The organism is Pseudonocardia sp. (assembly GCF_029263155.1).
Lineage (GTDB): Bacteria > Actinomycetota > Actinomycetes > Mycobacteriales > Pseudonocardiaceae > Pseudonocardia.
In genome coordinates this window covers 1-26,179 of the sequence record NZ_JAJCYB010000118.1, presented here as the reverse complement: position 1 = coordinate 26,179, position 26,179 = coordinate 1, and the positions used below count along the sequence as shown (strand labels likewise).

General features: G+C 73.5%; 28 protein-coding genes. 13 read left to right on the top strand and 15 right to left on the bottom strand.

Annotated elements, in window-relative coordinates; genetic code table 11:
* Positions 1-10 precede the first annotated feature (10 nt).
* Complete coding sequence (locus tag Q1K26_RS24500; RefSeq protein WP_300017671.1) at positions 11-820, bottom strand: MIP/aquaporin family protein; 810 nt, start codon at positions 818-820, stop codon at positions 11-13.
* Between the two features lie 159 nt (positions 821-979).
* Here Q1K26_RS24500 and Q1K26_RS24495 point away from each other — a divergent pair, with 159 nt between their 5' ends.
* Together Q1K26_RS24495 and glpK are read left to right on the top strand one after the other, a co-directional pair.
* Positions 980-1,738 carry an IclR family transcriptional regulator gene (locus Q1K26_RS24495; protein WP_300017668.1) on the top strand — a complete coding sequence of 253 codons (759 nt, stop codon included), beginning with the start codon at positions 980-982 and terminating at the stop codon, positions 1,736-1,738.
* A gap of 118 nt (positions 1,739-1,856) precedes the next feature.
* Positions 1,857-3,365, top strand: a complete 1,509-nt coding sequence (glpK, locus tag Q1K26_RS24490; protein WP_300017787.1) for a glycerol kinase GlpK — start codon at positions 1,857-1,859, stop codon at positions 3,363-3,365.
* Between the two features lie 68 nt (positions 3,366-3,433).
* On the opposite strand, the gene Q1K26_RS24485 is transcribed toward glpK, so the two are convergent.
* Positions 3,434-4,087 carry an HAD-IA family hydrolase gene (locus Q1K26_RS24485; RefSeq protein ID WP_300017665.1) on the bottom strand — a complete coding sequence of 218 codons (654 nt, stop codon included), beginning with the start codon at positions 4,085-4,087 and terminating at the stop codon, positions 3,434-3,436.
* 57 nt (positions 4,088-4,144) lie between these two features.
* On the opposite strand from Q1K26_RS24485, the gene Q1K26_RS24480 reads away from it, so the two are divergent.
* Positions 4,145-5,278, top strand: coding sequence for a phosphatase domain-containing protein (locus Q1K26_RS24480; protein WP_300017662.1), 1,134 nt, complete (start codon positions 4,145-4,147; stop codon positions 5,276-5,278).
* An 8-nt stretch (positions 5,279-5,286) separates the two neighbouring features.
* On the opposite strand, the gene Q1K26_RS24475 is transcribed toward Q1K26_RS24480, so the two are convergent.
* Together Q1K26_RS24475 and Q1K26_RS24470 are read right to left on the bottom strand one after the other, a co-directional pair.
* Positions 5,287-6,159, bottom strand: a complete 873-nt coding sequence (locus Q1K26_RS24475; protein ID WP_300017659.1) for a sucrase ferredoxin — start codon at positions 6,157-6,159, stop codon at positions 5,287-5,289.
* Positions 6,156-7,439, bottom strand: a complete 1,284-nt coding sequence (locus Q1K26_RS24470; protein ID WP_300017656.1) for a cupin domain-containing protein — start codon at positions 7,437-7,439, stop codon at positions 6,156-6,158. The genes Q1K26_RS24475 and Q1K26_RS24470 overlap by 4 nt, the downstream gene beginning before the upstream one ends.
* A gap of 3 nt (positions 7,440-7,442) precedes the next feature.
* Here Q1K26_RS24470 and Q1K26_RS24465 point away from each other — a divergent pair, with 3 nt between their 5' ends.
* Complete coding sequence (locus Q1K26_RS24465) at positions 7,443-8,243, top strand: hypothetical protein (RefSeq protein ID WP_300017784.1); 801 nt, start codon at positions 7,443-7,445, stop codon at positions 8,241-8,243.
* A 52-nt stretch (positions 8,244-8,295) separates the two neighbouring features.
* Here Q1K26_RS24465 and Q1K26_RS24460 read toward each other — a convergent pair whose 3' ends face one another.
* On the bottom strand, positions 8,296-8,619 hold the full coding sequence (locus tag Q1K26_RS24460) for an antibiotic biosynthesis monooxygenase (RefSeq protein WP_300017653.1): 324 nt from the start codon (positions 8,617-8,619) through the stop codon (positions 8,296-8,298).
* A 252-nt stretch (positions 8,620-8,871) separates the two neighbouring features.
* On the opposite strand from Q1K26_RS24460, the gene Q1K26_RS24455 reads away from it, so the two are divergent.
* Positions 8,872-9,108 carry a hypothetical protein gene (locus Q1K26_RS24455; RefSeq protein ID WP_300017651.1) on the top strand — a complete coding sequence of 79 codons (237 nt, stop codon included), beginning with the start codon at positions 8,872-8,874 and terminating at the stop codon, positions 9,106-9,108.
* Between the two features lie 15 nt (positions 9,109-9,123).
* On the opposite strand, the gene Q1K26_RS24450 is transcribed toward Q1K26_RS24455, so the two are convergent.
* The gene (locus Q1K26_RS24450; protein WP_300017648.1) at positions 9,124-9,585 is read right to left on the bottom strand and encodes a VOC family protein; all 462 of its coding nucleotides are present in this window, start codon (positions 9,583-9,585) and stop codon (positions 9,124-9,126) included.
* Entirely contained in the window at positions 9,582-10,157 is a 576-nt protein-coding gene (locus tag Q1K26_RS24445; RefSeq protein ID WP_300017645.1) for a DinB family protein, read from the bottom strand. Before Q1K26_RS24445 ends, Q1K26_RS24450 begins: the two co-directional genes overlap by 4 nt.
* 62 nt (positions 10,158-10,219) lie before the next feature.
* On the opposite strand from Q1K26_RS24445, the gene Q1K26_RS24440 reads away from it, so the two are divergent.
* Complete coding sequence (locus Q1K26_RS24440) at positions 10,220-11,197, top strand: WYL domain-containing protein (RefSeq protein ID WP_300017642.1); 978 nt, start codon at positions 10,220-10,222, stop codon at positions 11,195-11,197.
* 102 nt (positions 11,198-11,299) lie between these two features.
* Here the strand turns inward: Q1K26_RS24440 and Q1K26_RS24435 are convergent, their stop codons facing one another.
* On the bottom strand, positions 11,300-12,286 hold the full coding sequence (locus Q1K26_RS24435; protein ID WP_300017781.1) for an LLM class flavin-dependent oxidoreductase: 987 nt from the start codon (positions 12,284-12,286) through the stop codon (positions 11,300-11,302).
* A 260-nt stretch (positions 12,287-12,546) separates the two neighbouring features.
* On the opposite strand from Q1K26_RS24435, the gene Q1K26_RS24430 reads away from it, so the two are divergent.
* Together Q1K26_RS24430 and Q1K26_RS24425 are read left to right on the top strand one after the other, a co-directional pair.
* On the top strand, positions 12,547-14,505 hold the full coding sequence (locus tag Q1K26_RS24430) for an acetoacetate--CoA ligase (RefSeq protein WP_300017638.1): 1,959 nt from the start codon (positions 12,547-12,549) through the stop codon (positions 14,503-14,505).
* A complete protein-coding gene (locus Q1K26_RS24425; protein ID WP_300017635.1) occupies positions 14,502-15,242 on the top strand; it encodes an LLM class flavin-dependent oxidoreductase in 741 nt (246 codons plus the stop codon). The genes Q1K26_RS24430 and Q1K26_RS24425 overlap by 4 nt, the downstream gene beginning before the upstream one ends.
* 114 nt (positions 15,243-15,356) lie before the next feature.
* On the opposite strand, the gene Q1K26_RS24420 is transcribed toward Q1K26_RS24425, so the two are convergent.
* Entirely contained in the window at positions 15,357-16,130 is a 774-nt protein-coding gene (locus tag Q1K26_RS24420) for a helix-turn-helix transcriptional regulator (RefSeq protein WP_300017633.1), read from the bottom strand.
* 113 nt (positions 16,131-16,243) lie between these two features.
* Between Q1K26_RS24420 and Q1K26_RS24415 the strand changes: the two genes are divergently transcribed.
* The 3 genes from Q1K26_RS24415 (at position 16,244) to Q1K26_RS24405 (ending at position 19,442) form a co-directional block, all read left to right on the top strand.
* A complete protein-coding gene (locus tag Q1K26_RS24415) occupies positions 16,244-17,236 on the top strand; it encodes an ABC transporter substrate-binding protein (protein WP_300017630.1) in 993 nt (330 codons plus the stop codon).
* A 276-nt stretch (positions 17,237-17,512) separates the two neighbouring features.
* Positions 17,513-17,947: a DoxX family membrane protein gene (locus Q1K26_RS24410; protein WP_300017627.1), complete on the top strand. Its 435-nt coding sequence runs from the start codon at positions 17,513-17,515 to the stop codon at positions 17,945-17,947.
* Entirely contained in the window at positions 17,937-19,442 is a 1,506-nt protein-coding gene (locus Q1K26_RS24405) for an NAD(P)/FAD-dependent oxidoreductase (protein ID WP_300017623.1), read from the top strand. The genes Q1K26_RS24410 and Q1K26_RS24405 overlap by 11 nt, the downstream gene beginning before the upstream one ends.
* A gap of 323 nt (positions 19,443-19,765) precedes the next feature.
* Here Q1K26_RS24405 and Q1K26_RS24400 read toward each other — a convergent pair whose 3' ends face one another.
* Positions 19,766-20,080, bottom strand: a complete 315-nt coding sequence (locus Q1K26_RS24400) for a LysR family transcriptional regulator (protein WP_300017621.1) — start codon at positions 20,078-20,080, stop codon at positions 19,766-19,768.
* 261 nt (positions 20,081-20,341) lie between these two features.
* A complete protein-coding gene (locus Q1K26_RS24395) occupies positions 20,342-20,533 on the bottom strand; it encodes a hypothetical protein (RefSeq protein WP_300017618.1) in 192 nt (63 codons plus the stop codon).
* Positions 20,534-20,694: 161 nt separating this feature from the next.
* Here Q1K26_RS24395 and Q1K26_RS24390 point away from each other — a divergent pair, with 161 nt between their 5' ends.
* Positions 20,695-21,576 carry a mycofactocin-coupled SDR family oxidoreductase gene (locus Q1K26_RS24390; protein ID WP_300017615.1) on the top strand — a complete coding sequence of 294 codons (882 nt, stop codon included), beginning with the start codon at positions 20,695-20,697 and terminating at the stop codon, positions 21,574-21,576.
* A gap of 12 nt (positions 21,577-21,588) precedes the next feature.
* Here the strand turns inward: Q1K26_RS24390 and Q1K26_RS24385 are convergent, their stop codons facing one another.
* The 4 genes from Q1K26_RS24385 to Q1K26_RS24370 form a co-directional block, all read right to left on the bottom strand.
* Positions 21,589-22,674 carry an ABC transporter substrate-binding protein gene (locus tag Q1K26_RS24385; protein WP_300017612.1) on the bottom strand — a complete coding sequence of 362 codons (1,086 nt, stop codon included), beginning with the start codon at positions 22,672-22,674 and terminating at the stop codon, positions 21,589-21,591.
* A gap of 88 nt (positions 22,675-22,762) precedes the next feature.
* The gene (locus tag Q1K26_RS24380) at positions 22,763-22,954 is read right to left on the bottom strand and encodes a hypothetical protein (protein WP_300017609.1); all 192 of its coding nucleotides are present in this window, start codon (positions 22,952-22,954) and stop codon (positions 22,763-22,765) included.
* A 3-nt stretch (positions 22,955-22,957) separates the two neighbouring features.
* Positions 22,958-23,836: a hypothetical protein gene (locus Q1K26_RS24375; protein ID WP_300017606.1), complete on the bottom strand. Its 879-nt coding sequence runs from the start codon at positions 23,834-23,836 to the stop codon at positions 22,958-22,960.
* A 139-nt stretch (positions 23,837-23,975) separates the two neighbouring features.
* A complete protein-coding gene (locus Q1K26_RS24370) occupies positions 23,976-25,079 on the bottom strand; it encodes a lipase (RefSeq protein WP_300017603.1) in 1,104 nt (367 codons plus the stop codon).
* 28 nt (positions 25,080-25,107) lie between these two features.
* Here Q1K26_RS24370 and Q1K26_RS24365 point away from each other — a divergent pair, with 28 nt between their 5' ends.
* Positions 25,108-25,851: a QsdR family transcriptional regulator gene (locus Q1K26_RS24365; protein ID WP_300017600.1), complete on the top strand. Its 744-nt coding sequence runs from the start codon at positions 25,108-25,110 to the stop codon at positions 25,849-25,851.
* Positions 25,852-26,179: the final 328 nt, after the last annotated feature.

Sequence of the window (26,179 nt, the reverse complement as noted above, 5' to 3'; positions counted from 1 at the left end):
CCTCTCCTTCTCAGGCGTTCGGGGTGGGCTCGGACACCGCGACGGTCTCCGCCTCGGTCGGGAGGAAGCCCTCGATCATGTACTTGAACAACGCACCGCCGATGAGTCCCCCGATGATGGGGGCCACGATCGGCAACCAGAAGTAGAGTGTGCCGTTCTGGTCGAACATCGCGTTCTCGTAGCCGGTGAGCAGTGACGCCAGGCGCGGACCGAAGTCGCGGGCCGGATTGATCGCGTAGCCGGCGTTCGCGCCCCACGCCATGCCGATGCCGACGACGAGCAGGCCGACGACGACCGGGCCGAGGTTGGCCAGTGGCGGGTTGTTGGCCGCCGTCGTCAGCGCGAGGACGACGAAGACGAGGATGGCGGTGCCGACGATCTGGTCGAAGAACGCGGTGCCGATGCCGACGCCCTCGACACCGTTGCCCGGCAGCGTCGAGAAGATGCCCTGGGTGGCGATGGTGTGTGTGGGGTCGACCTTGGCGATCAGGTCGGAGTACACGAACCGCACGATCAGCGCCGCCACGAACGCGCCCGCGGTCTGCGCGAGCGAGTAGGGCAGCACCTTGCGCCACGGGAAGCCCTTGAACGCGGCCAGGGCGATCGTGACGGCCGGGTTGATGTGCCCGCCGGAGATCCGCGCGGCCACGAAGACGCCCATCATGACGCCGATGCCCCAGGCCCACGCGATCGAGTCGTGGTCGCCGAGGCTGCCGTCCGGCGCCGTCACGACCTGGGCCACCACGCCGGCCCCGAACAGGATGAGGATCATGGTGCCGAGGAACTCCGCGAACAGCTCCCCGAGGTACGAGTTCTTCATCTTCGAAGTCCTCTCGGTACGACCCACCCCCGTGACAGGTCGCTGCCGGACGACGCTAGGAAGCGGCCCGTCGGGCGTCAACGCAGGTTGTTCGGCATTGTCGAACCCCCATTCGGGCGAAGGTCACAGTTCGTGAGCGTTCGGGCGTAGGGTGCCGGGGTGCCGGGGGCGATCCAGTCGATCGAACGGGCGGCCGCGGTGCTGCGGCTGCTCGGCAGCACCGACCGCCCGCTCGGGCTGGGCGAGATCGCCGCGGCGCTGGACCTGGCCCGGCCGACCGCGCACGGGATCGTCCGGACGTTGCGCGAGGTCGGGTTCGTCGCGCAGGACCCGTCGGCGCGTTACCTGCTCGGTGACGCCCTGCGGGAGCTCGGCCGCGGTGGCTGGGACCGCCACGACCTGCGCGCCCGGGCCATGAACTGGGCCGACTCGCTGGCCGGCAGCACCGGGCTCGCCGTGCACCTGGGCGTGCCCGACGGCGGCGTGGTGCGGCTGGTGCACCACGTGTTCCGCCCCGACGGCTCGGCGCAGCGCATCCGCACCGGGGAGGAGCAGCCGCTGCACGCCACCGCGCTGGGCAAGTGCCTGCTGGCGTTCGCGCCGGTGGCCACGCCGCCGCCGCGCGAGCTCGTGCTCACCCGCTACACCGGCCGCACCTGCGTCGCTGTCGCCGCACTCGCCGCACACCTGGCCACGGCACGGCGCCGGGGCTGGGCCGGTGACGCCGGGGAGTTCGAGCCCGGCGTGGGCGGTGCGGCCGCGGCCCTGCGCGGCAGCGGGGGCCTGGTCGCGGGCGCGATCGGCGTCGTCGGCCCGGTGGAGGAGCTCTACGGCATCGGCGGGCTGCTGCGACCGGTGCTGGCCGAGCAGCTGCTGGCCGCGGCCCGGGAGATCTCGGCGCAGCTGATGTCGACGTGACGCCCCGACTCGCGCGCACGCAGACCCCGACTCGCGCGCACGCAGACCCCGACTCGCGGGAAGCCGCCCGCGAGTCGGGGCGTGCGTGCGCGCGAGTCGGGGGATCGGTGCGGACGTGATCCGGGAGCGGGTCGTCGCGGCCATCGACCAGGGCACCACGTCCACCCGGTGCCTGCTGTTCAACCGGTCCGGGCGGATGCTCGCCGTCGCGCAGCGCGAGCACCGCCAGCACTACCCGGCGCCGGGGCGCGTCGAGCACGACGCGGGCGAGATCTGGCGCAACGTCGGCCGCGTCGTGCCGGCCGCGCTGCGCAGCGCGGGCCTCGGCCCCGACGACCTCGTCGGGCTCGGCATCGCCAACCAGCGCGAGACCACGGTCGTGTGGGACCGGCACACCGGGGTCCCGATCAGCCGTGCGATCACCTGGCAGGACACGCGCACCGACGGGATCGTCGCCCGCCTCGTCGACGACGGGCACGGCGAGCTGATCACCCGGGTGTGCGGCCTGGCGCCCGCCACCTACTTCGCGGGCCCGCGCCTGCGCTGGATCCTCGACCACGTGCCCGGGGCCCGCGCGCGCGCCGAGGCCGGCGACCTGCTGTTCGGCACGATGGAGAGCTGGCTGATCTGGAACCTCACCGGCGGCGCCCGTGGGGGGCGCCACGTCACCGACGTCACCAACGCCAGCCGCACGATGCTGATGGACCTGCGCACGCGCCAGTGGTCCGACGCCCTGCTCGGCATGCTGGCCGTCCCGCGCCGGATGCTGCCGGAGATCCGGTCCAACGCCGAGGTCTACGGCACCTGCACCACGGTGCTGCCGGGGGTGCCGGTGTCCGGGGCGCTGGGCGACCAGCAGGCCGCGCTCGTCGGGCAGACCTGCTTCTCGCCGGGTGAGGTCAAGTGCACCTACGGCACGGGCGCGTTCCTGCTGATGAACACCGGCCCCCGCATCGCCGGGTCGACGCACGGCCTGATCCCGACGGTCGGCTACCTGTTCGGGGACGCTCCCGTGTACGCGCTGGAGGGTGCGATCGCGATGACCGGCTCCCTGGTCCAGTGGTTCCGCGACTCGCTCGGCATGATCGGCACCGCCGCCCAGATCGAGACGCTCGCCGAGACCGTCCCGGACAACGGCGGCTGCTACATCGTGCCCGCGTTCTCCGGGTTGTACTCGCCGCGCTGGCACCCCGACGCGCGCGGGGTGATGGTCGGGCTCACCTCGTTCATCAACCGCGGCCACCTCGCCCGCGCGGTGCTGGAGGCCACCGGCTGGCAGACGCGCGAGGTCGTCGACGCCATGAACCTCGACTCCGGGGTGCCCGTCACCCGGCTCAAGGTCGACGGCGGGATGACGGCCAACCACCTGCTCATGCAGTTCGTCGCCGACGTCCTCGACGTGCCGGTCGAGCGGCCGCTGGGCTCGGAGGCCGTGTCGCTCGGCGCGGCCTATGCCGCGGGCCTCGCGGTGGGCCACTGGTCGGACGTGGAGGTGCTGCGCGGCAACTGGCACCGCGCCGCGGCGTGGGAGCCGGCCATGCAGCCCGGCCTGCGGGAACGCGAGCACGCCAGCTGGGGGCGCGCGGTCAACCGCAGCTACGGCTGGGTCCAGGCCCCGGGCGACTGACCGCCCCGGCCCGGCCCCCGCGAGTCGGGGCCTGCGGGTGCGCGAGTCGGGCTCTCGGTGCGCCCGGGTCACGTACGCACGGCCCACACGGCGTCGTCGATGAGCAGGTCGGCGAGCTCGTCGACGTCCGAGGCGACCTTGAGGGCGCCGGTCAGCTCGCCCGGCTGCGCGTAGCCCCATGCCACGCCGACGGTGCGGACGCCGTGTGCCGCGGCGCCGTCGACGTCGTGGTGGCGGTCGCCGACCATCAGGACCTGCTCGCGCGCGGGGTCCAGGCCCAGCCGCTGCAGCACCGACCCGACGACGGCCGCCTTGCCCAGCCGCCCCGCGGGCTGGTCGGCGCCACCGACGAGCACGAAGTGCCCGGTGATCCCGACGCCGTCGACGATGCGCCGCGCCACCCGTTCCGGCTTCGAGGTGGCGACGGCGAGCCGCAACCCGCCGAGGCGGTCGAGCAGCGCGGGAATCCCCGGGTACAGCGGCGTCTCCGTGGCGGCCACCGCGTCGTAGGTGGCCCGATAGGCGTCGATCACCTCGACCGTCTGCTCGGCGGTGAGGCCCAGCGCCGGGAGGGCGATCTCGAACGGCGGCCCGACGAGCGGCAGCAGCTCCCGCGGGCTACGCGTAACACCGATCGTGGCCAGCGCCGCCGAGAGGTGCCCGGTGATCAGGGCGGCGGAATCGACGAGCGTGCCGTCGAGGTCGAGCAGCGCGGTTCTCACGTCCGCGGAGCCTAACCCGGTGTGGCGCATCCGGCCGTCGTGCGGTAGCCATTGGCCGTGACGGGTGCGGATGGGCGACGGCGGATCACCTCGGCGATGCTGGCGCTGGAGGACGTCGTCGAGGCGGGGATCGGGGCGTTCGCGCAGATCGGCGGCAGGCGCTACCCGATGATCGTCCCGTTCATCGGGCACGGCACCAGCCGGCGGGCCCGGGTCGGGGCGCGCCTGGTGCTGGGGCACCGCAACGCGGAGCCGCCGCCCGCTCCCGCGGCGCTCGTCGGGGACGCCGAACCGTCCCCGCGCTCGCGCCGCGCCGTGCTGCGGGTGAGCCTGGCCCGGTTCCTGACCGTCGAGGTGCCGCGGGCCGCGGTGACGATCCACGCGCCCGGCGGGGACGTCGTCGTGCGGACCGACCGCGACGGGTACGTCGACCACGAGGTGGAGCTGCCCGACGTCGAGCCCGGCTGGCTGGAGATCGGGCTGACCGGGCCCGAGGGGGCCACCGCGACGGCGCGCGTGCTGGTCGTCGACCCGGTGGTCGACGTCGGCGTGATCAGCGACGTCGACGACACGATCCTGCACACCGGCCTCACCCGCGGGCTGGACTTCCTGCGGGCCACCCTGCTCACCGACGTCGAGGAGCGGACCCCGCTGCCCGGCGCGGCTGCCCTCTACCGCGCGCTGGTGGGGAAGGAGGGCAAGCCGGAGCGTCCGGTGTTCTACGTGTCGACGAGCCCGTGGAACCTGCACGAGATGCTGCTGCAGTTCGTGTCGCTGCGCGGGTTCCCGCTCGGACCGCTGCTGCTCACCGACTGGGGCCCGTCGCACACGGGGCTGTTCCGGATCGGCGCGCAGGCGCACAAGCCCGCCCTGGTGCGCCGCCTGCTCGACGAGCACCCGCACCTGCGGCTGGTGCTGATCGGCGACAGCGGCCAGGAGGACCCGGAGATCTACGCCGACATCGCCCGGGACCGCCCGGACCGGGTCGCGGCGATCTACATCCGCCGCATCACCGGTCTCGACCTGGGCCGGGGCGGCGAGATCGAGCGGCTCGCGGCGGAGATCACCGCGCTGGGGGTGCCGATGCTGGCCGTGGACGACAGCGGCGACATCGCCGTCCACGCCGCGGGTCAGGGCCTCGTCGACGACGCCGCGGTGGCCTCGGTGCGGGCCGAGCTCGGCTCGGGGTGACGGTCAGGTCAGCAGCGGCCGGCCACGCGCAGGGACACCAGGTCGAGCACGCGCATCCGGCCCGGGGTGACCGCCGCGCACGTGAGGGGCCGTCCCGCGTCGACGAACCGCTCGTCGAGCTCCACCACGCAGCCCGGGCCGGCCAGCTCCACCCGCCACCGTGTCCCGTTCGACGTGAGCCCGACGGGGCGCAGCGCGTCCACGCCCAGCTCACCCGTGGCGGACCGGGCGTGGTGCTGCGCGGCCTGCACCGCCGGGGGCAGCGAGGACCGGCCCCGCAGCCATCGTGGATCCACCAGGCCGGCCGCGTGGTCCTTCACGAGCGTGACGGCGTCGACGGCGGGCATCCCGCCGTAGACGAACCCGTGCGGGAGCAGCACCAGCGCCGGCGCGAAGCGGCAGCCACCGACGTGCGAGCACTCCCAGGTGCGGTCGGGATCGGCGGCGGCCAGCGCGGCCGCGACGGGGCGGCCGCGCACCGCGCAACAGGTGTCGTGCCGGCCGTGCGCGCACACCAGGTGCAGCGCGTCGTGCGGCTGGCCGGGGTCGTCGAGTGCGGTGACCAGCTCGTCGTCGTGGACGACCGTGCCGGTACGGACCGACTCGCGACCGGGGCGGGAGTCCACGCGGAACCAGCGACGCGACCCGGCCCGGCGCGGGCGGCGGCCCGGCCTGCGCACCAGCAGCACCCGCCCGCCGTGCGCCCCCGCCCACCGGTCGGCGGCGGCGACCACGGCGTCCGGCAGTCCCGACTCGGCGAACGCGACCCGCCCCCACGGCCCCGGGTGCTCGATCAGGAACCAGCGCTCGGCGGGCGGCGCGGTGCCCTCGCGGGCGTCGCCCGCCGCGTCGGCGACCTCGGCGCAGCGCGGACCGGTCACGGCACCAGCACGCCCTCCCGCAGCAGCCGCCGGATCAGCACCAGCTGGTCGGCCTCGTCCATGTCGGGCAGGCTACCGACCGCGTGCGGGTCCCCGTCCAGCAGAACGTGCAGGGCCGGGGCGGTGGTGGCGGGCAGCGCGATCTCGCGGTCGGCCAGCTCGAGCAGCACCCGGTCCCCGCGCGCGACGACGCGATGGCCGAGCCCGAGTCGCCTGCGCACCACGTCACCCGCGGCCAGGCCGGCCGCGAACGACGCACCGGCGACCGGCCGCACCGGTTCGGGCCGGGTGCCGTCCCAGACCCGCTGCCGTACCCGCCGCGCCACGCGCTCCGCCGGTATCCGCGCCACGGCCGCCACCAGGGCGTCCCGGACGGCATCGACGTGCGGGCCCAGCGCCTCGGGATCGGCGATGTCGAGCCCGAGCGGCAGCGAGGCGCGCAGGGCCGGGTCGTCGGCCACCAGCGCGGTCAGCGCCTGCACCAGCGCGTACCCGGTGACGACATGGACGCCGACGGTCAGGTGCGCACAGACGCCGCCGAGCGCGGTGGCGGCGTGCAGCCAGCCTCGCGGCAGGTACAGCGCGTCACCGGGCCCGAGGACGGTGTCGATCACGGGATCGTCGTCGCGGGCGCGGGCGGCGACGGCCGTGGCGTGGTCGCTCCACGGCTGGTCGCGCAACGGGTCGGGGTGCACGGGCGCGTGCACCGTCCAGTGCTTGCGCCCGGCGAGCTGCAGCACGAAGACGTCGTGGACGTCGTAGTGCGCGGAGAAGCCCTGTGACGACGGCGGGGTGACGTAGGCGTTGACCTGCACGGGATGCCCGAGCTCGCTGCCGAGCCGGGTAGCGAAGTCGATCAGCGGGGGCCACAGCCGGTGCAGGGCCTGCAGCACGACGGTCGTGCCGTCGGCGAACAGCGCGGCGACGCGGTCCTCGCGCACCTGGTCACCGACCTCCGCGCCCGCGCCCCCGGGCCCGGTGAACGACCCGGAGTCGAGCACCGCACCGTGGCGGGCCAGGCGCAGGAACGGGGTGCGCAGGCCGCGGCGCGACAGCAGCTCGTCGACGCCGTCGAGGTCGAGCAGGTCCCGGAACGCCGCGCGGTCGGCGCCGCGGGTGAGCAGCGGGGCGCGGCCCCAGTGCTCGGTGGCGAAGGTGCCCGCGTCGACGCCGGTGGCCCGGCGCAGGGCCGACCCGTGCCCCCGGGCGGTCCCGGTAGCGTCGGCCGGGTGGACATCCGTGAATCCGGGCGCCTCGCCCGCAGCCTCGAACCCCTGCACGCCATGTGCTACTTCGCCCCGGAGACCGAGCAGCACCTGACCGCGGTGGGGCTCAAGCCGGGCCGGATGAGCTACTTCGCCGGCCGCTCGGCCCCGATGGGGGCGGTGTTCCCGGGCGTCGTGGCGGCGACCTTCTACAACTTCAACCCCGAGCTGGTGGCCCGCAGCATCCCGGCCGCGTGGTCGATGGCCACCCCTGCGGTCCTGGTCACGGCGCGGTTCGCCGCCGTCGACGCCGCGCTGCGCCGGATGCTGGGTGACGACGTCGTGGCCTCGCCCGCGGTGGCGGAGGCGGCCGCACTTGCCCGGCGCGCGGCCGAGGGGTGCACGGTGGAGGGCCGGGCGCTCGCCGCCGCGCATCTCGACCTGGACTGGCCCACCGAGCCGCACCTGGTGCTGTGGCACGCGCTGACGATCCTGCGCGAGCACCGGGGCGACGGTCACATCGCGGTGCTGGTCGGGGCCGGTCTGGACGGGCTGGAGGCGCTGGTCTCCTACACGGCCACGGGCCGGGGGTTCGTCACGTCCTTCGCGATGGCCAGCCGCGGCTGGTCGCAGGAGCAGTGGGACGCCGCCGTCGTCCGGCTGGCCGAGCGGGGTCTCCTGACCGCGGCCGGCGAGCTCACCGCCGACGGCACGGCGCTGCGCAAGCGCATCGAGGACGACACCAACCGGCTCGGGGCCGACCCGTGGATCCACCTCGGCGACGACGGCGCCGCCCGCCTGGGCGAGATCGGCGGCGGGCTGGTGCGGTCGCTGCTCGCGGCGGGATGCTTTCCGGACGGGGTCTTCGCGTCCCGCTGAGTCCTCACGTCCCGCCGGGTCTTCGCGTCGCTGACGTCGCGTCGACCGGGCATCAGCGGGGCAGGCCCGCTCCGCCCAGCGGGGTGAGGTCCACCAGCTCCGGCGGCCCGGCGAGCAGCTCCAGCACCTCGCCGATGCCGACCTCGCCGAGCTCGCCGGACAGCGCGCGGTCCGAGGCGTCGGCGTCGGCCCAGACCTCGGTGACCCAGACGGTGTCGCTCTCGTCGGCCGAGGAGTTGATCAGGTAGAGCTCGCAGCCGGGTGCGTCGCGCAGGCCGTCGGCGACCCGGAGCAGGGTGTCGGCGAGCGCGGCGCCCCGCCCGGGCTGAGCCACCATCCGCACGTACCGGCCGACCCGGCCACTGCGCTCAGTCATCCTCCGACCGTAGCCGCCGCGTGGACGGCACGGTCGCGGGGGAGCGCGACGGGCGCTTCCGGACCGCCGGGCGGTACGCATGTGGGTGAAATCGTTCGCCGGGTCGAAGCGCCGGCCGGTTCGCCCGGTCCTGGAGCGACAGGCGGTTACCATCGGATCACTCGTTCGTGAAGATCTGTCAGGCGTACGCATGATGTGCTCGGGACGAGCGTGCGCGAGTATCGGCAATCGGCTGTGGGGGTGGTCCGAACGATGTCCGAGGAATCCCGTCCGGGTACGCGACGCGACACCACCGAGTCCCAGGACGCGTTCGACGACGACCTGCTCGTGGAGGCGGCGCGGGCCGGCTGGCTCCGCGACGACGCCTCCGCCGACCCGCTCGCCCGGCTGCTGGCCCAGCTTCGCACGTGCGCCTCGGGGACCTGCGGGTGCGGCGCCCGCGACGCGTGCGGTGTGCGCGACCTGCACACCGGCCACCACCCCCGGTAGCGCGCGGGACACGCATCAGTCGAGGCAGAACTCGTTGCCCTCGGGATCGGCCATGACGATGTGCCCGGTGCTCATCGGCGGTGCGGGCTCGTGGCGCCGCACCCGCGTCGCTCCCCGGGCGACCAGCCGGTCGCACTCGGTCTCCAGCGCGGACATGCGCGCCTCTCCCTGCAGCCCCGGAGCGGCGCGGACGTCGAGGTGGATCCGGTTCGTCGCGACCTTGCCCTCCGGGACCTGCTGGAAGAACAGCCGCGGGCCGCGCCCGTCCGGGTCCTCGATGGCGGATCGCGTGTTGCGCCGGTCCTCGGGGACGCCGATCCCCGCGAGGAACTCGTCCCACGCGGCCAGCGGGTCGGCACCCTCGGGCAGGTCCACCCCCGGCGGGCCGGGATGGACGTAGCCCAGCACGTCGCGCCAGAAGGTCGACAGCGCCCGCGGGTCGTAGGCGTCGACGGTGACCTGGACGTGGCGGCTCATCGGGATGCTCCGTCCGTGTGCAGGTACAGGTCGCGCAGCAGGCAGACCTCGGAGAGGTGGTGGATCAGCTCGCGGTGGATGTGCAGCACCAGATCGGCCATGGGCGCGTCGGGGTAGGGCTCGCGCTCGCCGACGGCGACCCGCAGGCCGTCCTCGCCGAGACCGCGTACCCCGGCCAGCCAGGTGTCGAGCTGCGCGTGCAGCTGATCGAGCGCGGTGGCGGCGCCGCCCGCGTACGGCCAGGTCTCGTAGGAGGCGGGCGGTGCGCCGAAGTGCGACGCGTTGCGCATGGCGAGCACGCCGACGATGACGTGACCCAGGCGCCAGGCGATCGTGGTGAAGGGGGCGGGCGCCGGCTCGGGGAAGGCGTAGTCGATCCGGAACCCACCGGCTCCGAACTGCGCGGGCGCCGCCGGGTCGCCGTGGGGTCGCACGCTCCATGCGTCGGGCACCGGCGCCCAGAGGTACTCCCCGTCGGTGAGGCCGTGGAGCCGGTCGCGGATCTGGTGGTCCCAGTGGAACTCCCACTGCGCGCGCAGCGTCCGGTTCCAGTCGAGTTCGTCGGCGTTCATGGCACCACCCTCACACCGATAGCGGACAGAATCGCTCCGCTATGTCCGGCAGGGTGACCCGCATGACCGGTGACGAGCGGGGCACGACGGAGCGCGTGCTCACCCTGCTCGGGCTCCTGCAGCAGCGCCAGGTCTGGACGGGCACCGAGCTCGCGGCCCGGCTCGGGGTCACCCCGCGCACGGTGCGGCGCGACGTCGAGCGGCTGCGCACGCTCGGCTATCCGGTGCAGGCCGGCCCGGGCGTCGGAGGCGGCTACCGGCTCGGCCCGGGGCGGGACCTGCCCCCGCTGCTCCTCGACGACGACGAGGCGATCGCCACCGCGGTGTCGCTGCTCGTCGGCGCGGGCGGCGCGGTGGCCGGGGCCGGTGATGCCGCGCTGCGCGCGCTGACCAAGCTCGACCGGGTGCTGCCCGTCCGGCTGCGACACGCGGTGCGCACGCTCTCCGGGTCGGTGGAGTCCTTCGACGGGGGCCGCACGCCGGTCGATCCCGACCTGCTGATGACGCTGGCCAGGGCCTGCCGCGACGAGGTCGAGACGGGCTTCGACTACCCGTCGGGGAGCGAGGTGCGGCGCCGGCGGGTCGAGCCCCACCGCCTGGTCGCCTCGGACCGCCACTGGTACCTGCTCGCCTACGATCTCGCCCGCGACGACTGGCGCACCTTCCGCGTCGACCGGATCACGGCGGCGGCCGCGAGTTCCTGGCGCTTCCGCCCGCGCGACGCGCCCGACGCGGCGGCCTACGTGCAGGAGGGCGTGGCGAGCCGGGTCTACCCGCACCAGGCGCGCTTCCTGGTGCACGCCCCGGCCGCGACGGTGCGCGCGCAGATCCCGGCCGGAGCGGCCGTCGTGCGACCGCGGTCCGGCGCGCGCTGCGAGGTGCGCAGCGGCGCGGGCTCCCTCGACGTCGTGCTCCTGCACGTGCTGCTGCTCGGGCACGACTTCGAGGTGCTCGACCCACCGGAGCTGACGGGCCGCTGCCGGGAGCTGGGGGAGCGGCTGCTGTCGGCCGGTGGGCGCCCCGGACCGGGGGAGGCCTGAGCGGCGCGCTCGCCGGCGCGGGGTGGCCCTCCTGCCGTGGCGGCGCCGGGGACCGGCCCACGACCGGGCCCACGCCGGGGGCGTGGGCCCGGTCGGTCGCCGTCAGCTGGCGTTGACCTTCGGCATGATCTCGTCGTTGATCCGCTTGAGGTCGTCCATGGTCTTGGAGGTCGGCACGTCCCGGAACGGCGGCCAGATGAGCGGCATGGTCATGCCGGCCTCCTTGTAGGCCTTGAGCCGGTCCTCGATCTGCTGGGCGGTGCCCGCCAGCAGGTTGGTGACCTTGCCGTTGTCGCTCTGGTCCATCGGCTCGTCGGTGATGACGGTCCAGATCATGGAGCACATCTCGAAGTTGTCGGGGAAGCCGCGGCCGAGCTCGTTCAGCTCGCGCTCCATCTCGCCCTTCCAGCGCTTGATGTCCTCGGGGGAGTCCTGGATGCCGATCCAGCCGTTGAGGCCGTACTTCGCGATGCGCTTGGCCGACCGCTTGGGGTCCTGCAGGCCGGAGAAGAAGATCGGCAGGGGGTCCTGGACCGGCTTGTGGCCGAAGCCGGAGAGCTCGAAGTCGGCGAACTCGCTGTGGTGCTCGTAGAGCTCGTTGTTCCAGATGCCCTGCATGATCTCCAGGGTGTCGCGCACGTGGGCGTGCCGGCGCGGGAACAGGTGCGGGACGCTGGCCGCGGCGAACTCCTCGGGCATCCAGCCGGAACCGACGCCGACGTTGAGCCGTCCGCCGGAGAGGTGGTCGACGGTGGCCAGCTCCGTGGCGAGCACGGCAGGCCCGCGGAACGGGGTGTTGGTGATGCTCATGCCGATCCGCAGCTTCGTGGTCTTGGCGGCCAGCCAGGGGATCAGCGGCCAGCCCTGGAACCACTTGCCCCGCGAGATGACGGGCAGGCCGCTGGGCAGCCCTGCCATCATGCCGAACGGGTACTCCATCTCGGCCCGGTCGGACTTCTCCGGGACGATGACGCGGTCGAGAGTCCACACCGAGTCGAAGTCGAGGTCCTCGGCCAGCGCCGTGAGGTCCTCGAGTTCCTTGACGGTCACCTCGTCGCGGAAGTTCGGAAGGTAGAGAGCGAGCTTCATGTGTTCGGCCTCCTCGGGGCTCATCGTCGAGCGGTCGTGCGCCCTGGGCGTCCGGACGACGCCGAGGCGGACACTGGCACGCAGTGTGCTCGGGCCACCTCAACCAGGTCTCACCTGGATCTCAACGCACCGTCAACTGCGCAGGCCACCGGGGCCGGAACGGGAGCGGCGGCGCCCGGCCGGGCCGTCGACGCGGTGGTCGGCACCGCCCGCCACCTCTATCTTCCAGGCATGGACGCTCGCACGGTGAGGTGCCGCCGATGACCGACACGCTCTGGAGCCCGACGGCGGACCGCATCGAGAACTCCGCGTTGCGCGCGTACCTGGACTGGCTGGAGGCGCGCGAGGGGCGGCCGTTCGTCGACCACGACGCCCTGCACGCCTGGTCGATCGAGGACATCGACCGGTTCTGGACCTCGGTGGTCGACTACTACGGGGTCGGGTTCTCCACGCCGTGGACGCAGGTGCGCACCGCCGAGGACATGCCCCGCACCCGCTGGTTCACCGGGGCGCGGCTGAACTGGGCGCAGCACGCGCTGCGCCACGGGGCCGAGGACGCCCCGGCGCTGGTGTGCGTCCAGGAGGGCGGCGGGGCCGCCCGGGAGATCACCTTCGGTGAGCTGCGCCGATCGGTCGCGGCGGCGGCGGGCTGGCTGCGGCGGGCGGGGGTGCGGCCCGGCGACCGGGTCGGGGCCTACCTGCCCAACACCGAGCACGCGGTGATCGGCGCGCTGGCCACCGCCGCCGTCGGCGCGGTGTGGGCCTGCTGCTCCCCGGACTTCGGAGCCGACGGCACCATCGGCCGCCTCGCCCAGCTCGAGCCCGTCGTGCTCATCGCGGCGGACGGCTACCACTGGAACGGCAAGGAGATCGACCGCGGCGACGTCGTCGAGCAGCTGCGTGCGCAGCTGCCGTCGGTGCGCCACGTCGTCCACGTCCCGTACGTGTTCGACCGCCCACATCCGGGGGGCACCACCGCGTGGGACGAGCTGCTGGCCGTCGACGCGCCGCCGGAGTTCGAGCAGGTGGAGTTCTCGCACCCGCTGTGGGTGCTGTTCACCTCCGGCACCACCGGCCTGCCCAAGGGCCTGGTGCACGGGCACGGCGGGATCACCCTGGAGGGCCTGAAGTGGGCGGGGCTCTACGCCGGGATGCGGCCGGGCGAGCGGATGTTCGCGTTCACCTCCACGGGCTGGGCCCTGTGGAACATGCAGATCAACACGTTGATGCACGGCGCGGGCATCGTGCTGTACGAGGGCAGCCCGGGCTTCCCCGCCGGCGCGGTGTGGGAGGTCGCGTCGCGCACCCGCGCGCAGGTCGTGCTGATCGGCGCCGCCGTGATCATGGCGACGGCGAACACCGGGGTCCGCCCGAACGAGGAGCACGACCTGAGCCGGTTGCGGCACGTCATGGTGAGTGGCTCGGCCCTGCCCCCTGCCGGCTACCACTGGCTGCTGGAGAACGTCGGCGGGGACCTGCGCATCGACTCGACCAGCGGCGGCACCGACATCTCCGGCGCCTTCGTCGGCGCCAACGAGTACACCCCCGTCCGGGCGGGCCGGATCGGCGGCGCGCTGGCGGGCGTCGACTGCGCGGCCTGGGACGAGGACGGGAAGCCGGTCGTCGACGCGGTGGGCGACCTGGTGATCACCCAGCCGATGCCGTCGATGCCGGTCCACCTGTGGAACGACCCGGACGCCGTGCGCTATCGCGAGTCCTACTTCGACACCTGGCCCGGCGTGTGGCGCCACGGCGACTGGGTGGTGATGCACGCCGACGGCAGCGTCTCCATCCACGGCCGGTCGGACTCGACGCTCAACCGCCAGGGCGTGCGGCTGGGCAGCAGCGACTTCTACGACGTGCTGGAACCGATGCCGGAGATCGCCGAGGCACTGGTGATCGGCCTGGAACTGCCCGACGACGGCTACTGGCTCGGGCTGTTCGTCGTCCCGGCGCCCGGGCAGGCGGTCGACGACGCGCTGAGACAGGAGATCGTCCGCACGCTGCGGACGCGGCTGACCGCGCGCCACGTGCCCGACGAGATCGTCGAGGCACCCGCGGTGCCGCACACCCTGTCGGGCAAGAAGCTGGAGGTGCCGATCAAGAAGCTGCTGGCCGGGCGGCCGCTGGAGAAGGCCGCCAACCTCGCGTCCGTCGACGATCCCGACGCGCTGCACTGGTACGCGCGGTTCGCCGCCGAGCGGGCCGGTGGCGCGTGAGGCTGGGCGCGACGCTCGCCCACCTGTCCCCGGGCCCGCCCCCGCCCACCGCGGAGTGGTCGAGGCGACTGGTGGGGGCCGGGTTCGAGAGCCTGTGGATCCACCAGGTGATCGGCCGCGGCTACCTGGTGCCGGACCCGTTCGTGGCGCTGGCGGTGGCCGCGAGCGTCACCGAGGGCGTCGAGATCGGCACGGCCACCGTGCAGGTCCCGCTGCACCACCCCGCCGCGCTCGCGCACAAGATCCTCTCGCTGATGGCGGTGTGCGGCGACCGGCTGACCCTCGGCGTCAGCCCCGGCTCGACCGAGGTCGACTTCGCCACCCTGGACCGTGACCACGCCGCACGCTTCCGCACGTTCCGGGAGAACCTGCCGAGGGTCCGCGACCTGATCACCCGCGGCGGGGACGCCCACGCCGACCTCGGCCCCGCCCCGGCCAGGGTCCCCCCGATCCTGCTCGGCTCGTGGGGGCGGAACGTGGAGCGGGCCGCCCGCGAGTTCGACGGCTGGCTGGCCTCGGGCTACCGGACCACCGCCGACCAGATCGTCGAGGCCCACGAGCGGTTCCGGGCCGCCGGCGGCGGGCGGGCGATCGTGTGCGCCATCCCGGTGGGCGATGACCTCGGTCCCGTGGGCGATCAGCTCCGGCGCTACGCCGACGCCGGGTTCGACGACGCCGTCGTGGTGATCGAGCCGGACGGGCCGTCCCCGGAGCAGGTCCGGGCGCTGCTGCCCTGACGACGTCCGCGACCCGAGCCGGCGGCCGGCCACCGGGCGGGCGGCCCACCTCCCTCGCGCGGGGAACCGCCCACGGGTCGGCGCGCGTCTGCGCCGCCGACGCGCGCCGCCCGGTCAGCGCAGGCCCCGGGACCCGCACCCGGACGACATCGGCCGGCGGAACGACGCCGGGGACCGGCCGGTGTGGCGACGGAAGACGGCCACGAACGAGCTGGTCGTCTCGTAGCCCACCGCACGGGCGACGGTCTTGACCGGGACCCGCTCGGCGAGCAGCAGCAGCGCGGCCCGCAACCGGACCTGGGTCCGCCACCTGGCGAACGGCATCCCCGTCTCCTCGGTGAACGCCCGGGACAGCGAGCGGACGCTGGAGCCGACCGCGAACGCCCACTGGCCGAGGGTCCGGGTGTCGCCGGGGTCCGCGACGATCGTGTCCGCCACCTCGCGGGCCCGGACGTCGACCGGCATCGGCAGGTGCACCGTGGTGCCTGAGACCGGCTCCAGCAGGTCGTAGACCAGGGCCTCGGCGTGGGCGCGGGAGTCGATCGCGAGCGGGCCTCCGGACGGTCCGGACTCCAGGAACAGCAGGAGCTGGCGCAGCAGCGGCGTGATGGACACGACCGTCGGTTCCGGGAAGGCCAGTGGGCACAGCTCCGGCGGGAGATGGACCCCGGCCATCAGGCCGTGTTCCCGCGCGCTCGTCGCGTGCACGACGCCCGCGGGCACGAAGAGCGCCTGTGGGGGAGGCAGGATCCAGCTCCGGTCCTCGATGTCGACCATCAGCACGTCCTCCGGCGCCCACACCAGCTGGTGGTCGTCGTGCGTGTGGGCCTCGGTCCGCCCGCCGAGGGAGATCCGGTACCGCAGGATCGAGATGGCGGCCGCCGTCATCGGTGGCCTCCCTCCTGGCCGGATCGCCACATCATCTGGCCGCACCGCTCGCAACCGTCCTGCCAGACTACGTGCTCAGCTTAGGCAGGCCTAATAAGAGGGGAGTGCATGCGATGCTGACCCGTCGGCGAGTACTGATCGGGCTGGGCGGCACGGTGGGTGCGGTCGCGCTCGGCGGATGTTCCGGCGGGGACGGCTCCCCCGCCCCGGCCGAGGGAGGGTCCGCGGGCCGCGTGCCGATCACGAACAGGTACGGGACCTACGAGATCCCGCTCGACCCGCAACGGCTGGTCCTCATGGAGAACCGACGGGAGCTGGAGATCGCCACCGCGATCGGGCTGACCCCGACGGCGGTGGGCTACTTCTTCGAGTTCGAGGGCGGCGCCGCACCGTGGGTGGCGCCATGGGTGCCGTACGAGCCGACGGGTGCCGAGCAGACCTTCGAGTCCTTCGCCACCAACACCGAGTCGCTGCTGGCGATGCGACCCGATCTGATCCTCAGCGGAGCGAACTGGCTCGACGCGTCCGACCCGCCGTACTGGTCCTACGGCGCCCTGTCCAGGGTCGCGCCGGTGGTGCCCGTGGGACTCGTCGACACGGACTGGCGGGAGGACCTGCGCCAGGTCGCCGGCTGGATGCAGCGGACCGACGCGCTGGACCGGACGCTCGCCGAGTTCGCCGAACTGCGCGACTCCATCAGGTCCAGGTACGCCGGGACGCTCGGCACCGCGCAGGTCGCGATGGGATCCGCCGAGGATCCGGCGCTCTGGTTGGCCGACCTCGACTCCGGGACCCCGGCGAGCCTGGCCCTGCAGGAGCTGGGCGGGTCGCTGATGCCGTTCCGCGACGCCGGTGCGGTCGACAACGGCTGGCTCACGCTCTCCCCGGAACGGATCGGTGAGCTCGAGGGTGCGGACGCCGCCCTGATCTGGGGGCCGGACCAGCCGTCGCGCGACGCCCTGACCTCGAACCCGCTCTGGGCGGAGGTCCCTGCCGTCGCCGAGGACCGGGTGATCGTCTCCGAGCAGAACGTCGGCTCCGGCCACCTCTACACGGTCATGGAGTGCATGCGGCTGTGGGACCGGGTGTACGAGCGGCTCGGCTGACCCCGTGAGGTGGGGGTGGCGACCGGGAGCGGGTCGGTCGCCGGCCACGCGGCCGAGTCGATCAGGATCACGCCACCGGTGCGCACCGCCGACACGGTCGAAGCGGGTCGCCGTGCCGGGCGGGCCCGGATCGAGCCAGCCGGGGACGCCGTCTCGGCCGGCGTGCCGCACGGCCCAGGTAGCCGCGTCCTCGTGACACGTACGGTGGCGGGTGGGCACCCACCGGTGCTGCACCTGCCGGGCGCGAGTTCCGGCGGACCCGACGGCGGAGGTTCGATGACCGGCCCGATCGACAGCGTGCTGCGCACCGGGCTGCACCACCGGACACCACGGATCGCGGCGGTCGTGCGGGTGGTCGCGGGCGTCCTGTTCGTCTGGTTCGGGATCCCGAAGTTCACCGACCACGCCGGCTGGGTGGCCGGCTTCGGCTCCTACGGTCTGCCCGAGTCGAGCCTGCTCGTGTACGGCACCGGGCTGGCCGAGGTGCTCGGCGGGCTGGCGCTGGTGGTCGGCGTGGGCGTCCGGGTGGTCGCGGTGCTGCTGGCGCTCGTCATGGCCGGGGCGGTGGTCAGCGGAGGGTTCGTCGGGGGCAGCGTCTCCTCGCTCACCCTGGCCCCGGCGCTGCTGGTCGCGTCGGTGTTCGTGGCCTGGTCCACCTACGGATCGGGGGCGGGCACCGCGACGGCGACCGAGCGGCGGCGTGGTCGGTAGCTGCGGTCCGCCCGTCGAGCGTCGTGAGGTCGTCGTCGTCGGTACCGGGTTCGGGGGCCTCGCCGCGCTGATCCGGCTGCGCGGGCAGGGCCATGACGTGCTGGCCGTCGAGCAGGCCGACCGGATCGGCGGGACGTGGCGGGACAACTCCTATCCCGGGGCGGGCTGCGACGTGCCGTCGTCGCTCTACTCCTACTCGTTCGCGCCGAACCCCGACTGGAGCGCCCGCTACGCCGGGCAGGCGGAGATCCTCGACTACCTGCGCCGCACGGCGGACCGCTTCTCCGCCACCCGCAGCATCCGTCTCGGCACCCGGCTGCTGCGTGGTGACTGGGACGAGGACGAGCGCCGGTGGCGGTTGGAGACCTCGACGGGCCCGATCTCCGCGCGTTGGCTGGTGGCCGCGGGCGGCACGCTGCACGAGCCGGCCTGGCCGGACCTCCCCGGCCTCGACACCTTCCGCGGCACGGTCTTCCACAGCTCGCGCTGGCGGCACGACCACGATCTGCGCGGCCGCCGGGTGGCCGTCGTCGGCAGCGGCGCGTCGGCGCTGCAGTTCGTCCCGCGGATCGCCCCGCGGGTCCGCCGCCTGGTGCTGTTTCAGCGCAGCCCGCAGTGGGTGCTGCCGCGGTTCGACCGGTCGGTCACCGGTCTGGAGCGCCGGCTGTTCCGGCGGTTCCCGGCCGCCCAGCGGGTGGCGCGGCTGGGCGTCTACCTCGCCGCCGAGGCGGTGGCGCTCGGGGTGCGGCACCGGTGGTTGCGCCCCCAGCTGACCTGGCTCGCGCGCCGCAACCTGCGGCGCACCGTCACCGATCCGGCGCTGCGGGCGCGGCTGCTGCCCTCGGAGGACATCGGCTGCCGGCGGCTGCTGCGGTCCAACACCTGGTACCCGACGTTGACCCGGCCCGATGTCACGGTCGCCGGTGACGTCCGCGAGGTCCGGCCGGGGTCGGTCGTCGACGGCGACGGTCGCGAGCACGCCGTCGACACCCTGATCCTGGCCACCGGCTTCCACGCCGCGGAGCCGCCGGTCTTCCGGCTGCTGCACGGCGCCGACGGCGCGTCGCTGGCCGAGCGGTTCGCGGCCACCGGTGCCCGGGCGCACCTCGGCACGACCGTGGCGGGCGCGCCCAACCTCTTCCTGCTCGCCGGCCCCAACTCCACCGTGCAGACCTCGTCGGTGACGGTGCTGGAGGCGCAGGTCGACCACGTCGCAGCCGCCCTGTCGGCCGCCCGCGACGTGGGCGCCGACCGGGTGGAGGTGCGGCCCGAGGTGGCCCGCGCCGGCGAGCAGGAGGTGCGGCGGCGGCTCGTCGACACGGTGTGGGCGAGCGGCTGCCGGGCCTGGTACCTCGACCGGCGGGGCCGCAACACCACGAACTGGCCGGGGACCACCACGGAGCTGCGGCGGCGGCTGCGCCGGTTCGACCTCGCGAGCTACCTGTTCGACCGCACGGAACGGGAGCCGTCGGAGGTGGGCCCCCGGGACCGGTGACCACCGGCGCCCGACTCCCGGACCACCCGCACCGCCCGGCGGAGCGTCGCGACGATCGGCGACGGGTCGTCGATCCGGGTGCACAGCGAGATGGGGCAGGGCTCGGCGTCGGTGACGGGGAGGAAGACCACCTCCGGATGGCGGTAGCTGTCCATCACGGAGCTGCCGGTGATCGCGATGGCCTCGCCGGAGCCCGACGGTCCCGGCACGGACCGCCTCCGCCTGGTCGGGCCAGGGCAGCTGCACGAGCTGCACCGACACCGCGGGGACGTCGCGCTGCACGAGGTCGAGGATGCGCCGGGTGTGGGTGCCGGTCGCAGCGGTCATGAACCCAGCCGCAGGACCCCGTCGGCGGCGCGGCGGTGTGCCTCGACGGCGGCGACGGCCCGGTCGGCGGCGGCCAGCGCCGTACGCGCGTCGGGGAGGAATCGGTGGCCCGCCTCGGTGGGCACGACCGGGTGCGCGACGCGGTCGAGCAGTTCGGCCCCGACCTTGCGCTCCAGCGTGCGGATCTGCTTGCTCAGCGCGGGCCCGCTGACGTAGAGCCGCGCCGCGGCCCGGCCGAAGTGCCCCTCGTCGACGACGGTCACGAGGTAGCGCACGAGATGCAGGTTGAGGTCCGCGCCGGTACGGGACACGCCCGCCAGCCTCGACCGCATGAGCCGCTACGAGCACGAGTTCGTGAACATGTTCGCCGGGTTGGAGAACCAGCTCGACGGCATCGACAACCCCCGCCACCGCGCGATCTTGAAGAACTACCGCCGCCACGGTCTGCTGGAGGTGGCCGGGCGCTACAAGGAGCTGCTCGCCCCGGACATGACCGTCGAGCACCCGCACTACCGGCTGCACGAGGGTGGCCAGACGATCGTCCTCGACGGGATGGAGCAGGTCGTCGGGTTCTACGAGTCGCTGATGGCCGCGAACGCGATCGTCATGTGGGTGGCCGAGCAGGACATCGCGGTCAACGACCACGGGTTCTCCGGCGAGGTCGTGTTCAACGCGTTCGTCTCGGCCCCGATGCTCGGCGACAGCGCCTTCTCCGACATCCGCGCCGGCGACGACCCGGGGGAGATGTACCTGCTGCGGCGCACCCTGGCGTTCGTCTGGCCCTACGACGAGCGGGGCCGGATGATCGGGGAGCACGTCTACGAGGACGGGGCGTCCCGCGAGATCACCCGGCCCGACCCGCCGACGTCATCACCGCCGCCCGCGCCGCCGAGCTGCTGGCCCCCGAGATCGACCGGGTGCTGCCGTGAGCGGCGGGCGCCTGGCCGGCAAGGTCGCGCTGATCACCGGCGGGGCGCGCGGGCAGGGCCGCTCGCACGCCGTCCGCCTCGCCGAGGAGGGCGCCGACGTCGTGCTCGTGGACCTGTGCGCCCCGGTCGACTCGGCCCCGTACCCGATGGCCGAGGCCGCCGACCTCGACCGGACGGTGACACTCGTCGAGGCCCTCGACCGCCGGGTGCTGGCCGTCCGGGCCGACGTCCGCGACCTGGCCGCCCTGCAGGCCGCGGTCGCCGACGCGCTCACCACGTTCGGCCGGCTCGACGTCGTCGTCGCCAACGCCGGGATCGCCGGCTACGCCCCCGCGCTGGAGATGGACGAGGCCACCTGGCAGGAGATGATCGACATCAACCTGACGGGGGTGTGGAAGACGGTCCGGGCGGCCGCCCCGGCCCTGGTCGGGGCGGCCGCCCCGGCCCTGGTCGACGGCGGCCGGGGCGGGGCGATCGTGCTCACCAGCTCGGTCGCCGGGCTCATGGGCTTCCCGAACCTGGCCCACTACTGCGCGGCCAAGCACGGGCTGGTGGGGCTGATGAAGGTGCTGGCCGTCGAGCTCGCGCCGCACTCGATCCGCGTCAACTCCGTGCACCCCACCAACGTCGACACCGACATGATCCAGAACCCGGCCATCCACAGCCTGTTCAGCGGGGTGCCCGACGCCGACCCGGCCACGGCCGCCGCCGCGATGAAGAGCATGCACGCGCTGCCCATCCCGTGGGTCGACCCGGCCGATATCAGCAACGCGGTGGCGTGGCTGGTCTCCGACGAGGCCCGCTACGTGACCGGCGTCGCCCTGCCCGTCGACGGCGGGATGACCGCGCCGTTCAAGATCCCGCACGCCGTGCGCTGATCCCGCGGCGGGCTACCCGTCCCCGAGGAGCGCGCGTTCGACGACGTCGAGGAACGCCGTGGCGCCCAGCGCCGACTCCCCGAAGATGTCGCTGGTGAGCTCGACGACGTGACCGTTCTCGACCGCCGGGAGCGACCGCCACAGCGGCTGGGCCTCCAGTACCTGTACGCCGCTGCGATCGGTGTCGCCGGACTCGCCGGCGCCGAGGAGGACGAAGACGACGTCGGCGTCGAGCACGCCCAGGCGCTCGTAGGAGATCTCGGCACGGCCGCGTACGAGCCCGTCCGCCTCACCGAGCAGGGTGTCGACGGCCGGTGCCGGCGTCAGGCCCAGCTCGTCGGTCAGCGTCACCGGGGCGTGACCGGAGGTCGGGCCGAAGAGCAGGAAACCCGAGGCGTAGGGCTCCACGAACGCCCACCGCCGGCCCGCCCAGTCGGCCCGCAGCCGCTCACGCAGGGCCGCGGCCTCGGTGTCGAACCGGGCGATCCACTCCTCGGCGGCCCGGGACCGGTCGAACTGGGCGCCGTTGACGCGCAGGACCTCACGCCACGGCACGTTCCGGAAGTCCGCGCCGCGCGAGTACTCGTAGGTGACGACCGGGGCGACCTCCTCCAGGGCGCTGTAGGGGGCGATGGCGTCGCTGGTGTCGGAGCCGAAGACCCCCGCGATGATGACGTCCGGGCGCAGGGCGGCCAGCTGCTCGATGTTGACCTCGGGTTGGCTCTCGATCCGGGCCACGCTCTTCACCTGGGGGAAGGCGTCGACGACGTAGGCGGGGAACGGCGCGGCCGCGACGCCGCGCTCACTCGCTCCCGCGATCAGCGGCAGGCCGAGCACCAGCGCGTTGGCCGTGTCGTGGGTGAACAACGCCACCACGCGGGCCGGCTCGGTCGGGATCTCGACCGGTCCTCGCGGTGTCGTCACCGTTCGCGTCGCCGGCCCGGCCGGGGTGGGCGGCGCCGGTGGCCCGTTCCCGGCGCAGCCCGCCACCAACCCGGCGGTGGCGATCAGCTGGAGGAACCGCCGCCGGGTCGCGTCGGCGTCGATGTCGCCGCTCCGGGAGGGGGTGCACGAAGCGAGGGTGGTGTCACTGGGCATCGTCGGCTTCTCCATGACGTGTGAACGCGGCAACGGCGGACAACGGACAGGAGAATTTTAAGCAGGATAGCCTCACCTAATCAACGGATCAGTCACAGGATCGATCCCGGCCGAGGGGCACGACCGAGGGGGTGCCGGAGACCGGGTCGGCCACCACGAGGCAGCGCAGCCCGAAGACCTCCTGCACCAGATCCGCGGTGACGATGTCCGACGGCGCGCCCTCGGCGACGACGGTCCCCTTCTTCATCGCGATCAGGTGGTTGCTGTGGTCCCTGCTCAAGCGCTAGCCGTAGCTCTCGCAGCCGCGGCCGTCGTTGTCGTCGCCGTCGAGCCGGAACTCGTCCGGGCCGCTGACGATCACCAACTTCCGGATGTCCCCGCAGTCGAGGTCCGGACCGTCGGGCACGCATGGCGTGTAGCTGGGATGGCAGTTCTGCTCGACCGGCTCCGGCTCGACCACGGGGGCCGGTTCCGGTGCCGGACGCCGCGGGGGATCGGGTGCCCGCCGCACAGGCGGATCCGGGGCAGCCTTCGGGCCGGGCGTGGTCGCGGTGGTGGACGGCGCCGGATTGGTGGACGTGGCCGGGGTGCGCCGCGTGCACACTCTCGGGCCCTCATCGAGGCGACGCAGCTGCGCGGTGTACGTGGCGGCCGCGTCGCCACCCTCGTAGACCTCGGTGTGGTCGAACCGGATCATCGAGGTCCCGAAGTCCAGGCCGTTGGTGGTCGTGACGTAACGCAGGTGACGCCCGTAGCTGTCGCGGTCGACCCCGGGCTCGTTCCGCAGGCCCACCGGTTTCCCCACGGGCAGCAGGCGGAGGGCGTCCGCGCGTGCCTGCCGTCCGGAGTGGGTGGTCATCTCGCACGAGTTGATGCCCAGCACGCGCACGACCTGCCCGTCGGTCATCCGGAAGGTGTCGCCGTCGAACACGGAAGCGATCACGGCCGTCGAGACGACGGCGGCGGTCGAGCCCCCGGACCTCGCCGCCCCTGGCGTGGACGCCGACGGCTCGCTCGGAGTAGGGGCGAGGGAAGCGGCCGCCGCCGCTGCTTCACGGGAGGCCGGACCGACCGGTCCGTCCTGGTCCTCGCCGAGGTTGTTGCATGCGCCGATCACCAGCACGACCGCGACGCCGCCCCACACCAACTTGCCTACACCCATGGGCACCTCACCGACGACGGACCGGACATCTCCCTGTCGTCGGCGACGGTTCGAACGTTGCAGCGCCGGATCGGTGGTGCGGGGCCGGCGGGTCGGGTCCGCGGTCTTCCGCGGGAACGCCGGGCCTCCGCCGGTTCCGTCAGCCTTGCTCGTCGTCGGCCAGGGTGTACGGGCGCAGTTCCGGCTCGCTCTCGACCTTCGGAGCGAGCGCGAGCTGGTTAGCGACCACTCCGGCCAGCGCCGCGTAGTCGATCGGGAACGTGAGTGGATCGACCCCGGGCATGAACAGCTCCGTGCAGACGCCCCGGTCGACGCGGGCGGGGTCGGCCGGGCCGTCGTGGTCGAGCGCGTCCATGGCCAGTGCGTAGGCCACGGGTGAGTAGGTGCCGATCGCGAGGTGCTCGGAGGCCACGTCGGTGAGGCAGACGTCCTGGAGGGCCACGTTGGTGATCTCGCCGTCGCCGCCGCGCAGCGAGGTGGTCCCGCTGTCGTCGAGGTTGGGCTGCACGAACTCGTCGGTCCTGGTGTAGATCTGGGTGTAGGAGATGCCCGCGAAGGTCTCCTGGTACGAGTTGATGGCCTGCGTGTAGAGCGAGTTCAGCGTCTGCTGCCACAGCGCCTCGGCGCATCCGGTCGCCGGTGTGCAGAGTGCCCCGTTGATGGCGATGCTGCCGTGGTTGGTGGCGCCGAAGGCGACGTAGTCGTCCACCATCTCGCGCAGGTCCGGCCAGAAGCGCATGGCGAACCGCGGTTCGGTGCCGCCCTGGCTGTGCCCGAGGACGTCGACCTTGTGGCCGCTGATCCCGTGGACATGCCGGATCGCGTGCACGACGTACTCGGCGGCGATCTGCGTGTCGGTCATCGCGTTGTTCGGCAGCGTCACCGAGCAGTAGGGCCGCCCGAGGTCGTCGAGCGCGGAAAACCAGTTGAAGCCGAAGTTCACCTCGGGGGTCAGCGTCGTGCCCGGCACGAACAGGGCGACATCACGGTCGGCATCGCGGGCGTCGGCGGTGCAGGTGACCGCGGCGTCGAGCTCACCCTGCGGCACGCTCAGCTCCGGCCCGGGGCGGTCCACAGGTGCGAAGGTCTCGTCGGGAAGCGTCGGCTGCGGGAGCGGGAGGTCGGAAGGCGCGACGACCGGGAACGGCGACGGAGTCAGCGGCGGGAGCGGCGAGGGCGGCGCCGCCACCGCCTGGCCGGCCAGCATCACCGAGGCCAGGACGACCGCGCTCGCCAGGGTCATCCTCGCGGTCCGTCGACTGAGGCGCGCCATGAAGATCCTCCGTTACACTCGCTCCATTGCGATGCACGATGTATCATTCGACTGCATCTGTAACAACGAAACGAAGTCGGCCGACGAAGGTGACGGTGCCGCGATGAGCGGTGGTTCTGCAGCGACCAACGGTCAAGTGGCCGCCGGAACCGCGTTGCGGCAACAGCTCGACGGCGGCGGCACGACAGGTTCGCGCGCGACCGCACTCGACGCCCTGAAGGTCGCCCACCGCTGGTTCCAGGCCGGACGCCGGATCGACATCCAGGCCATCGCCGCGGAACTGGGCGTGAGCCGGGTGACCCTGCATCGGTGGGTCGGCACCCGTGAGCAACTCCTGGTGGAAGTCCTGTGGCTCAACGCCGACCGCTCGATCGACCGCACGGCCGATGCCGTACGGCAGGACTCCCCGCCCGCGAGCTGGACGGCGGAGATCCTGAGCCGCTGGGCGGCCGACGTCGTCCGGCACCCGGGGATCCGGCACCTGCAGGAGTCCGAGGCCGACCTCCTGGCCAGGCTGTTGACACGGGACGCCAGCGAGTTCCAGCGCCGGATGATCGAGAAGGTGGCCGGCCTCCTCGCCGACGACATCGCGGCCGGGCGGGTCACGATCGAGCTCGAACCGGCAGAGCTCGCGTACGCGACGGTGCGCATCGTCGAGTCGTTCGTGCACACCCCGGCGATCACCGGTGGTGCTCCCGATCCTCAGCAGAACGCCCGCGTGCTGCGCGCGCTCCTTCGCTGATCGCCCCGACGAACCCGGTGATACACGGAGTTGCCGACTGATCCTGTGGTGGGGCAGGCCGATCTTCGTCGGGGTCGTTCCGGGGGCCGCACGGTAGGGGTGACTGACCCACTGCTCTGCTGGAGACCTCCGCCGGTGGATCTCCGAAAAAGAGTTGCAGGCCAGAGCGACGACGCACTGACCTGCTGCTCTGGTGTGGGCGATCAGGTAATTCCCCAGGGGCTGTGATCAGGTAATTCCCCAGGTCTGGTCCGTTGTGGACAGCCTAGCTGGTGGTCGTGGAGGCCGTGGGGACGGCGCGCCCGGGTCTCTTGCGGGGTCGGTAGCT

What these genes read in the sequence shown, in the direction of transcription:
- Q1K26_RS24455 (WP_300017651.1), top strand. Translation starts at nt 8,872, where the DNA reads ATGTCCGAGGAATCCCGTCCGGGTACGCGACGCGACACCACCGAGTCC.
- Q1K26_RS24465 (WP_300017784.1), top strand. Translation starts at nt 7,443, where the DNA reads ATGTGCTACTTCGCCCCGGAGACCGAGCAGCACCTGACCGCGGTGGGG.
- Q1K26_RS24385 (WP_300017612.1), bottom strand. Translation starts at nt 22,674, where the DNA reads ATGCCCAGTGACACCACCCTCGCTTCGTGCACCCCCTCCCGGAGCGGC.
- Q1K26_RS24500 (WP_300017671.1), bottom strand. Translation starts at nt 820, where the DNA reads ATGAAGAACTCGTACCTCGGGGAGCTGTTCGCGGAGTTCCTCGGCACC.
- Q1K26_RS24375 (WP_300017606.1), bottom strand. Translation starts at nt 23,836, where the DNA reads ATGGGTGTAGGCAAGTTGGTGTGGGGCGGCGTCGCGGTCGTGCTGGTG.
- Q1K26_RS24460 (WP_300017653.1), bottom strand. Translation starts at nt 8,619, where the DNA reads ATGACTGAGCGCAGTGGCCGGGTCGGCCGGTACGTGCGGATGGTGGCT.
- Q1K26_RS24365 (WP_300017600.1), top strand. Translation starts at nt 25,108, where the DNA reads ATGAAGATCCTCCGTTACACTCGCTCCATTGCGATGCACGATGTATCA.
- Q1K26_RS24450 (WP_300017648.1), bottom strand. Translation starts at nt 9,585, where the DNA reads ATGAGCCGCCACGTCCAGGTCACCGTCGACGCCTACGACCCGCGGGCG.
- Q1K26_RS24430 (WP_300017638.1), top strand. Translation starts at nt 12,547, where the DNA reads ATGACCGACACGCTCTGGAGCCCGACGGCGGACCGCATCGAGAACTCC.
- Q1K26_RS24420 (WP_300017633.1), bottom strand. Translation starts at nt 16,130, where the DNA reads ATGACGGCGGCCGCCATCTCGATCCTGCGGTACCGGATCTCCCTCGGC.
- Q1K26_RS24440 (WP_300017642.1), top strand. Translation starts at nt 10,220, where the DNA reads ATGACCGGTGACGAGCGGGGCACGACGGAGCGCGTGCTCACCCTGCTC.
- Q1K26_RS24435 (WP_300017781.1), bottom strand. Translation starts at nt 12,286, where the DNA reads ATGAAGCTCGCTCTCTACCTTCCGAACTTCCGCGACGAGGTGACCGTC.
- Q1K26_RS24415 (WP_300017630.1), top strand. Translation starts at nt 16,244, where the DNA reads ATGCTGACCCGTCGGCGAGTACTGATCGGGCTGGGCGGCACGGTGGGT.
- Q1K26_RS24445 (WP_300017645.1), bottom strand. Translation starts at nt 10,157, where the DNA reads ATGAACGCCGACGAACTCGACTGGAACCGGACGCTGCGCGCGCAGTGG.
- Q1K26_RS24370 (WP_300017603.1), bottom strand. Translation starts at nt 25,079, where the DNA reads ATGACCCTGGCGAGCGCGGTCGTCCTGGCCTCGGTGATGCTGGCCGGC.
- Q1K26_RS24410 (WP_300017627.1), top strand. Translation starts at nt 17,513, where the DNA reads ATGACCGGCCCGATCGACAGCGTGCTGCGCACCGGGCTGCACCACCGG.